Genomic DNA, 516 nt, shown 5'->3' with positions numbered 1-516 from the left:
GGGGGCGGCGCCCCCGAAACGGGCGCTGGCGCGCCCCGACCCCGGCCCCCCGCCATCGCGCGGCCCCCGTACGACACAATGGGTGGCGTGACCCGCGCATCTCTGGACAAGCAGCCGCACGAAGTCGCCTCGATGTTCGACGACGTGGCGGCGAACTACGACCTCACCAACGACGTGCTCTCCCTCGGGCAGGACCGCGTCTGGCGCAAGGCGGTCGCCAAGGCCGTCGACGCCCGCCCGGCGCAGAAGATCCTCGATCTCGCCGCGGGGACCGCCACCTCGTCGATGCCCTTCGCGCAGGCGGGTGCGTACGTCGTGCCCTGCGACTTCTCCATCGGCATGCTCAAGGTCGGCAAGGAGCGCACCCCCTGGCTGCCGATGACGGGCGGGGACGCGACGAAACTCCCCTTCCGCGACGACGTGTTCGACGCCGTCACCATCTCCTTCGGGCTGCGCAACGTCCAGGACACGGACGCCGCGCTGCGTGAGCTGTACCGGGTGACGAAGCCCGGCGGG

General features: G+C 71.7%; 1 protein-coding gene. It reads left to right on the top strand.

The genetic code is table 11. The features are described from left to right. Nucleotides 1-87: 87 nt before the first annotated feature. Nucleotides 88-516: class I SAM-dependent methyltransferase (locus tag J0695_RS39295; RefSeq protein ID WP_206969639.1), on the top strand; the 429-nt coding region annotated here is incomplete at its 3' end.

Source organism: Streptomyces beijiangensis, from assembly GCF_017315755.1.
GTDB classification, from domain to species: Bacteria; Actinomycetota; Actinomycetes; order Streptomycetales; family Streptomycetaceae; genus Streptomyces; species Streptomyces beijiangensis.
Note: the sequence above shows the minus strand (reverse complement) of the source record. Positions and strands in the feature narration are given on the sequence as shown.